At 73.0% G+C, this 7,270-nt stretch carries 6 protein-coding genes; all 6 read right to left on the bottom strand.

The annotated features are described in order from the left end of the window. Positions 1-58: 58 nt before the first annotated feature. The 6 genes from ACRWND_RS25540 to ACRWND_RS25515 all read right to left on the bottom strand — a co-directional run bounded on the left by ACRWND_RS25540 (position 59) and on the right by ACRWND_RS25515 (position 7,248). Entirely contained in the window at positions 59-874 is an 816-nt protein-coding gene (locus ACRWND_RS25540) for an HAD family hydrolase (protein WP_431953329.1), read from the bottom strand. Continuing rightward, on the bottom strand, positions 871-2,148 hold the full coding sequence (serS, locus tag ACRWND_RS25535; protein ID WP_431953327.1) for a serine--tRNA ligase: 1,278 nt from the start codon (positions 2,146-2,148) through the stop codon (positions 871-873). The genes ACRWND_RS25540 and serS overlap by 4 nt, the downstream gene beginning before the upstream one ends. 856 nt (positions 2,149-3,004) lie before the next feature. Beyond that, the gene (efeB, locus tag ACRWND_RS25530) at positions 3,005-4,240 is read right to left on the bottom strand and encodes an iron uptake transporter deferrochelatase/peroxidase subunit (RefSeq protein WP_431953325.1); all 1,236 of its coding nucleotides are present in this window, start codon (positions 4,238-4,240) and stop codon (positions 3,005-3,007) included. Next, complete coding sequence (locus ACRWND_RS25525; RefSeq protein WP_431953323.1) at positions 4,237-6,123, bottom strand: copper resistance CopC/CopD family protein; 1,887 nt, start codon at positions 6,121-6,123, stop codon at positions 4,237-4,239. Before ACRWND_RS25525 ends, efeB begins: the two co-directional genes overlap by 4 nt. Positions 6,124-6,133: 10 nt before the next feature. Next, positions 6,134-6,586 (bottom strand): copper chaperone PCu(A)C, encoded by a 453-nt coding sequence (locus ACRWND_RS25520; protein WP_431953321.1) that lies wholly within the window; start codon positions 6,584-6,586, stop codon positions 6,134-6,136. Further along, positions 6,583-7,248, bottom strand: a complete 666-nt coding sequence (locus tag ACRWND_RS25515; protein ID WP_431953319.1) for an SCO family protein — start codon at positions 7,246-7,248, stop codon at positions 6,583-6,585. The genes ACRWND_RS25520 and ACRWND_RS25515 overlap by 4 nt, the downstream gene beginning before the upstream one ends. Between the last annotated feature and the right edge of the window lie 22 nt (positions 7,249-7,270).

Below are 7,270 nucleotides of genomic sequence, written 5' to 3'. Positions count from 1 at the left end.
CCCCCCCCCCCCCCCCCCCCCCCCCCGATCCGCTGTGTGGCGGGATGCGTCCCAGGGCTCAGGCGCCGGGGAAGAGCCGTTCGAGGACGAGGGCGATGCCGTCCTCGCCGTTGGAGGCCGTGACCTCGTCGGCGGCGGCCTTCAGCAGGGGGTGGGCGTTGCCCATGGCGACGCCGCGGCCCGCCCATGCGAACATCGGAAGGTCGTTGGGCATGTCGCCGAAGGCGATGGTCTCCGCAGCGGTCACTCCCAGCCGGCGGGCGGCCAGCGACAGCCCGCGGGCCTTGGACAGGCCCAGCGGCAGCAGCTCCACGATGCCCGTGCCGGACATCACGGCGCTGACCAGGCCTCCGGCGGCCGCGGTCGCCGCCTGCGCGAGTTCGTCGTCCCCCATCCGCGGGTGCTGGACGTAGAGCTTGCTGACGGGCGAAGCCCACAGCCCCTCCACGTCGTCCACCGTGCCGCCGACGGGCAGTTCGGAGTCGAACAGCCGGTATCCGGGGCCGAGCACGATGTCGCCGTCCACGCCGTCGAGTGCCGCCGCCACGGCCAGCCGGCCGGTCTCGGCCTCGATCTTGGCCAGCGCCGTCCGGGCGGTCTGCCGGTCCAGGGTGACCGAGGTCAGCAGCCGGCGCTCGCCGGCGTGGTAGACCTGCGCGCCCTGCATGCAGACGGCCAGGCCCTCGTAGCCGAGGGCGTCCAGGACGTGCACCGTACGGGCCACCGGGCGTCCGGTGACGACGATGTGCCCGGCGCCCGCCGCGGCGGCCGCGGCGAGCGCCTTGCGGGAACGTTCCGAGACGGCGTGGTCGGGACCGAGCAGCGTGCCGTCGAGATCCGTCGCGACCAGACGGTAGGGGAGGGGAGCGGTCACTTGGCGACCGGTTCCAGCACCTCGCGGCCGCCCAGGTAGGGGCGCAGCACCTCGGGGACGCGGACGGAGCCGTCGGCCTGCTGGTGGTTCTCCAGGAGGGCGACGATGGTGCGCGGGATGGCGCACAGCGTGCCGTTGAGCGTGGCGAGCGGGCGGGTGCCGTTCTCGTCACGCAGCCGCACCGACAGCCGGCGGGCCTGGAACTCGGTGGTGTTCGAGGTCGAGGTCAGCTCGCGGTACTTGCCCTGGGTGGGGATCCACGCCTCGCAGTCGAACTTGCGCGCCGCGGAGGAGCCCAGGTCGCCCGAGGCCAGCTCGATCACCCGGAAGGGCAGCTCGAGCGAGGACAGCCACTGCTTCTCCCATGCGACCAGCCGCTCGTGCTCGGCCTCGGCGTCCTCGGGGCGGGTGAAGACGAACATCTCCACCTTGTCGAACTGGTGGACGCGGATGATGCCGCGGGTGTCCTTGCCGTACGAGCCCGCCTCGCGCCGGTAGCAGGGCGAGAAGCCCGCGTAGCGCAGCGGCAGCTTGGACGCGTCGATGATCTCGTCCATGTGGTACGCGGCGAGCGGGACCTCGGAGGTGCCGACCAGGTACAGGCCGTCCTTCTCCAGGTAGTACACGTCGTCCTCGACCTGGCCGAGGTAGCCGGTGCCCGCCATGGCCTCCGGCTTGACCAGTGTCGGGGTCAGCACGGGGGTGAAGCCGGCCGCGGTGGCCTGCGCGATGGCCGCGTTGACCAGGGCCAGCTCCAGCAGGGCGCCGACGCCGGTCAGGTAGTAGAAGCGCGAGCCGGAGACCTTGGCGCCGCGGTCGACGTCGATGGCGCCGAGCAGTTCGCCGAGGTCGAGGTGGTCCTTGGGCTCGAAGCCCTCGGCGGCGAAGTCGCGCGGGCTGCCGACGACCTCCTGGACGACGAAGTCCTCCTCGCCGCCGATCGGCACGTCCGGGTGGACGATGTTGCCCAGCTGCAGCAGCAGGCGCTGCGCCTCCTCGGCGGCCTCCTGCTGCTCGGCGTCGGCGGCCTTGACGGCGGCCTTGAGCTGCTCGGCTCGCTTCAGCAGCTCGGCCCGCTCCTCGCCCTGGGCCTTGCCGACCAGCTTGCCGAGCGCCTTCTGCTCCGCGCGGAGCTCGTCGAAGCGGGTACTGGACGACCTGCGCCGCTCGTCGGCGGAGAGCAGGGCGTCGACGAGCGCGACGTCCTCTCCACGGGCGCGCTGGGAGGCGCGCACACGGTCGGGGTCCTCACGAAGCAGACGAAGGTCAATCACGGGAACAGGCTACCGGTGCGCCGGGTGCTGACGCGACAAGTTAAGTCCTTTATCTAGTGCTATGTCCGCTTCGAAAGGGGGCTGTGGGGAATGCCGTATGGCCGATAATGGCGGGCCGGTTACGGTCGGCCGAATTCCCGCGCCCTTCCAGGGAGATCATCTGCCCTGTGGACAAAGGCAGTTGGGGCAGGTCCGGAGCAGATAGTTATCCACAGGGAGGGGGGTTCTCCTCGCACTTGTCCACAGCGGGTGTGGAAGGGCTGTGGAGGACGAGCCTGATCGTTTCGAGGGGTGGTTGCGGGGCCGTGGATTCCCGCTCCAAACCCTCCTAACCCTCACTTTCGAGTGAGAAGTCTTCCCCCTATCGAGTTGTTCGAAGGTATCGGGGTGACGAATGATGACCTGTGGGTGTGTGGGAGCGCTTGGCGCGAGTGTGCCGATTTGTCGATCTGGCGGTTCCTTGGGCGACTTGTTCTGTCGACTTATCCCCAGCCGGCGGGGAGGGCCTGTGGATAACCTGGTCGACAGCGGTGGATAACCCGGAGGGTGCCGCCCGGTGCCACCTTGGTGCTCGCCGAAGCCCTTGTGAGGGGTGCGGGAGTGCCCGGGGCCTCCCGTCCAGGGCGCGAGTCGGCCAGTCCGCTCGCGGCAGTGGACTCCTCACCGGCAGCCCCGCCCTCCGGCCGCGGTGATGATGTGCCGCGGCCCCACGCCCCAGCGGCCCCAGCGGCCCTGGGTGCCGGGAAGTGCCGCCGCGCACGGCACCGGTCCGGCCGCCGGGCGAAAGCCGGCGCACCGGGGCCACGCGCCCGGACACGGCGCCTTCGGCAGAGCTCCACAGGCTCCGAAGACGCCCTCAGGCCTCCAGCAGCCGCTGCCCGACGTACTCGCCCGGTCGCGCGCCGCCCGGGACGGCGAAGAGCCCGCTGGCCTCGTGCCGCAGGAAGCGGGACAGGCCGTCTCCCCGGTCGAGCTTGCGCTGCACCGGCACGAACCCCTTCAGCGGGTCGGCCTGCCAGGCCACGAAGAGCAGCCCAGCGTCCGGCGCGCCGTCGTCGCGGTAGCCGTCGTGGTACGAGAAGCCGCGCCGCAGCATCGCCGCGCCGCCGTTGGACGCGGGGGCGGCGACGCGCACGTGGGCGTCGGCCGCGATGGCGAAGGACCGGCCGTCCGGTCCGATCTTGTCGAGGTCGGGTTTGCTCGCCTCGGTGCCGCCCGACAGCGGGGCGCCGTCGGCCTTGCGGCGCCCGATCACCTTCTCCTGGCGCTCCAGGGGAAGGTTGTCCCAGGTGTCCAGCAGCATGCGGATCCGGCGGACGACCGCGTAGGAGCCGCCCGCCATCCACTCCGGGGAGCCGGAGGCGGGGACGAAGACACGCGCGTCGAAATCAGGGTCGGAGGGCCGGGGGTTGTTGGAGCCGTCGACCTGGCCCATCAGATTGCGGGCGGTGCGCGGCTCGGCGGTCGTGCCCGGGGTGCGGTTGAAGCCGTTCATCTGCCACCGCAGCACGGCAGCGCCCGCGGCCTCCTTCTGCAGCGCGCGCAGCGCGTGGAAGGCGACCAGCGCGTCGTCGGCGCCGATCTGGATCCACAGGTCGCCGTCACTGCGCCGGCGGTCGAGGGCGTCGGAGGCGAAGTCCGGCAGCGGGGCGAGGGCCTGCGGCAGCTGCGCGGTCAGCCCCGTCCGGGCGAAGAAGCCGCGCCCGAAGCCGAAGGTGACGGTGAGCGAGGACGGCCCGGCGTCCAGGGCGATCTGGTTGTCGCCCGTGGGCGCCCGTCCCTCCGTCATCGCCTCGGCCGCCGCCGACCAGCGGCGCATCAGGGCCGCCGCGCCCTTGCGGCCGGCCCCCGCGGCCAGGTCGAAGGCGACCAGGTGGCCGCGGGCCTGCAGCGGGGTGGTGATGCCGGCCTGGTGGAGGCCGTGGAAGGGGACGGTCGTGGCGCCGACCGAGGTCAGCGCGGCGGCCTCGTCGCGGGTGGCGTGCGCGCCGGCGGCGCCCGAGACGCCGCCCACGAGCAGTCCCGCCGCGCCGGCGGCGCCCGCCGTGCCGAGCAGTCTGCGCCGCGAGAGATCCTGAGGGCGGTCGTTCATGAGCCGATCTTCACTGCCTTGGTGCGGGTGACCTGGTCGATGTCGGAGGTCCGGACGGTCACGGCGACGGTCCACTCGCCGGAGGCCGGGATCTGGACGCTCTCGGCACTCCAGTGGCCGGTGTCGACCTTGCCGAGGCTCACCGGGAGGGGCCCGATCTTCTGTGACTTCAGGGTGAAGGACACCTGTACCTCGGGGACGTCGAAGGCTTGGCCGTCCGGGGCGGTCACCAGCAGGTGGAGCTCGTTCGCCCCGACGCCGCCCGGATCCATGGTGATCTCCGCCTCGCCCTTGCCGTCCGGGCCGCCGGTGTCGAACGGGATCGTCACGTCGAGCGGTTCGGGCACTTCGGCCACCGGCGCGGACGCCTGCCGCGCCGCGCCCTCCTCCTGCGCGGCCCTGCCCGGCTGGGTGCCGGTCAGCAGCGTTGTGACAGCCAGCACCACGACCGCGACGGCGACCTCCGCCAGCACCGACGTGCGCAGGCCCGTGCGCTCGGCGTCGGCGTCGCGCTCCTTGCGCGCGCGTTCCCTGGCCAGCGCCGCCTGCTGCCGGGCCAACTGCCCGGCGCGCTCGGAGGCGTGGCCGCTCCCGCCGCCCGCGCCCTTGCGCCCCGCCCCGACCGGCTGGGCGACGGCCGTCCTGCCGCGGACGGCCGCCTCGCCGAGCCGCGCGGTCCAGCGGCGGGACAGCCAGGCCAGTCCCACCAGCACGGCGACCAGGCCGACCTTGACCATCAGCAGCCGCCCGTAGCCGGTGGACACCAGGGCGTCCCAGGAGCCCAGCTGGCGCCACGACTGGTAGACGCCGGTGACGACCAGCGTCACCACCGCCCCGAAGGCGATCCGGGAGAAGCGCCGCACCGCGGCCCGCTCCACGCGCTGTCCGCCCCGCAGGGCGGTCAGCAGGGCGGTGAGACCGCCGAGCCAGACGGCCATGGCCAGCAGGTGCACGATGTCGACGGGCATCGCCACCGGAGCCTGGATGCCGACCGAGGCGTGCTCGGCCATGGCCCACGTCGCGGCCAGGCCGACCGCCACGACCGCGCCGCCGATGGCCAGGCCCCAGGCGAGGTCCTGGCGCTCGACCGGGTCCTCCCGCCTTGCCCAGCTGCCGAAGAGCACGGCGATGAAGACCGCGCCCGCGGCGAGCAGCAGCAGCCGCGACAGCAGCGCCGCGCCGGGCCGGGTGTCCAGGACGTCCCGTACGCCGCCGAGGTCGAAGGCGTCGCCGAGGCCGCCCCCGTTGACGTAGGGGGCGCGCAGCATCAGCAGCAGTATCGTCGCGGCGACCATCGTGGCCCAGCCGGTGGCCACCAGCCGCCGCATCGACCGCGTCCGCGCGCCGTCCGGCCAGCACACGCCGATGAAGAACGCGGCGCCGACCAGCAGCGCGAAGCCGAGGTAGGCGGCGTAGCGGCCGATGTCGTACAGGGTGCCGACGGCGCCGCCGCCCACCTCCTCGGCGGGCAGCGGCACCGAGGTCTTCGAGGGCGCGCCGATGGAGAAGGTGAAGGCGCCCGCGACCGGGTGGCTGTCGTCCGATACGACCTTCCACGCGACGGTGTACGTGCCGTCGCCGAGCCCCTGACGCAGGGCGACGGCCGCGGTGGTGTCCCCCCGGCCGGCGTCGTTCGCGCCGCCGGTGTCGGCGCGCCCGCCGTCCGGGCCGAGGACGCGGATGGCGTCCTTCGTCAGCAGCACGCCCTCGGAGAAGGTCAGCCGGACCTGCGCCGGCGCGGTCCCCACCACCGCTCCCTGGGCCGGGTCGGAGCTCACCAGCGCGGCGTGCGCGGAGGCGGGCGCGGCGGCGGCGAACAGCAGGCCGAGCACGGCGAGCGGCACGGCCAGCAGGCGCAGCGCAGACTTCGTCATCACCCTCATGGCGCTCTCCTCAGTCTCCCGGGCGGTAGCCCGCGGGCTTGACCGGGACCCGTACGTCGATGGCGTCCGCGTCGTCGAAGTGCAGCCGCAGCGCTATCCGCTCGCCGGCCACGGGCTTGTGCGCGAGGTCGGTCAGCATCAGGTGGTTGCCGCCGAGTGCGAGGGTGAGCCGTCCGCCCGCGGGGACGGTGAAGGAGGTCACCCGGCGCATGCGGTTGTCCTCGGTGCTGTGCAGGGTCACGTCGCCGGACAGGTCGCTGGTGACGGAGGTCAGCCGGGCGTCCCGGTCGCCGGTGTTGGTGACGGTGAAGTAGCCGGCCGCCATGTCCCCCAGCGCGGGCTGCGGGATGTAGGCACCCCTCACCTCCAGTTCGGGGCCGTCCGGGGATCCGGAGCAGGCGGCCGTGGAGCCGAGCAGCACCAGGGCCGCCGCCGCGGTGATCCGCCGCAGGGAGCCGGTCACGGCGTCCGTCCCGCGATGATCTTCGGCAGGTCGGCGGCGAACTCCTCGGAAGTGGTTCCCGACATGTAGAGCGCGTGGGCCTTGTCGTCCTTCGGCGAGTACGCGATCACCTGGGCGCCGTGCGTCACGGTGATGCTGCCGTCCTTCTCCTTGACGGGCTTCTCCACGTCCACGCCGAGCGAGCGCGCGCCCGCCTGGATGGTGGCGAAGTCACCGGTCAGGCCGACGAAGGACGTGTCCTGCGCGCCCAGCCACTCGCCGAGCCGCTCAGGTGTGTCGCGCTCGGGGTCGGTCGTCACGAAGACGACGACGAGCTTGTCCTGCTCCGCCGCGGGCAGCTTCGACTTGGCGATGGCGATGTCGCTCATCGTCGTCGGGCAGACGTCCGGGCAGTGGGTGTAGCCGAAGAAGAGCAGGGTCGGCCGGCCCTTGGTCCGCTCGACGAAGTCGTACGTCTTGCCGTGTGTGTCCGTGAGGGTCATGTCCGGCTTCGCGAACGGCGTGTCGAGAACGGTCGCGGCCTTCGGCGTCGCGTCGACCGAGACGACCGGCTCCGCGCCGGAGGTGTTCGCCGCGCCGTCCGAGCCTCCGCAGGCGGCGAGGGCGAGGGCGAGTGCGGCGGCGGCGGCAGCCGAGGCCGCCGCCCTGAGGGTGGTACGCATCAGGGGTTCCCCAGGAGGATTC

Origin of the sequence: Actinacidiphila sp. bgisy167, from assembly GCF_965342175.1 — a bacterium.
Taxonomy (GTDB): Bacteria; Actinomycetota; Actinomycetes; order Streptomycetales; family Streptomycetaceae; genus Actinacidiphila.
The sequence above is the reverse complement of the archived record's forward strand: the minus strand, read 5'-3'. Positions and strand labels throughout refer to the sequence as shown.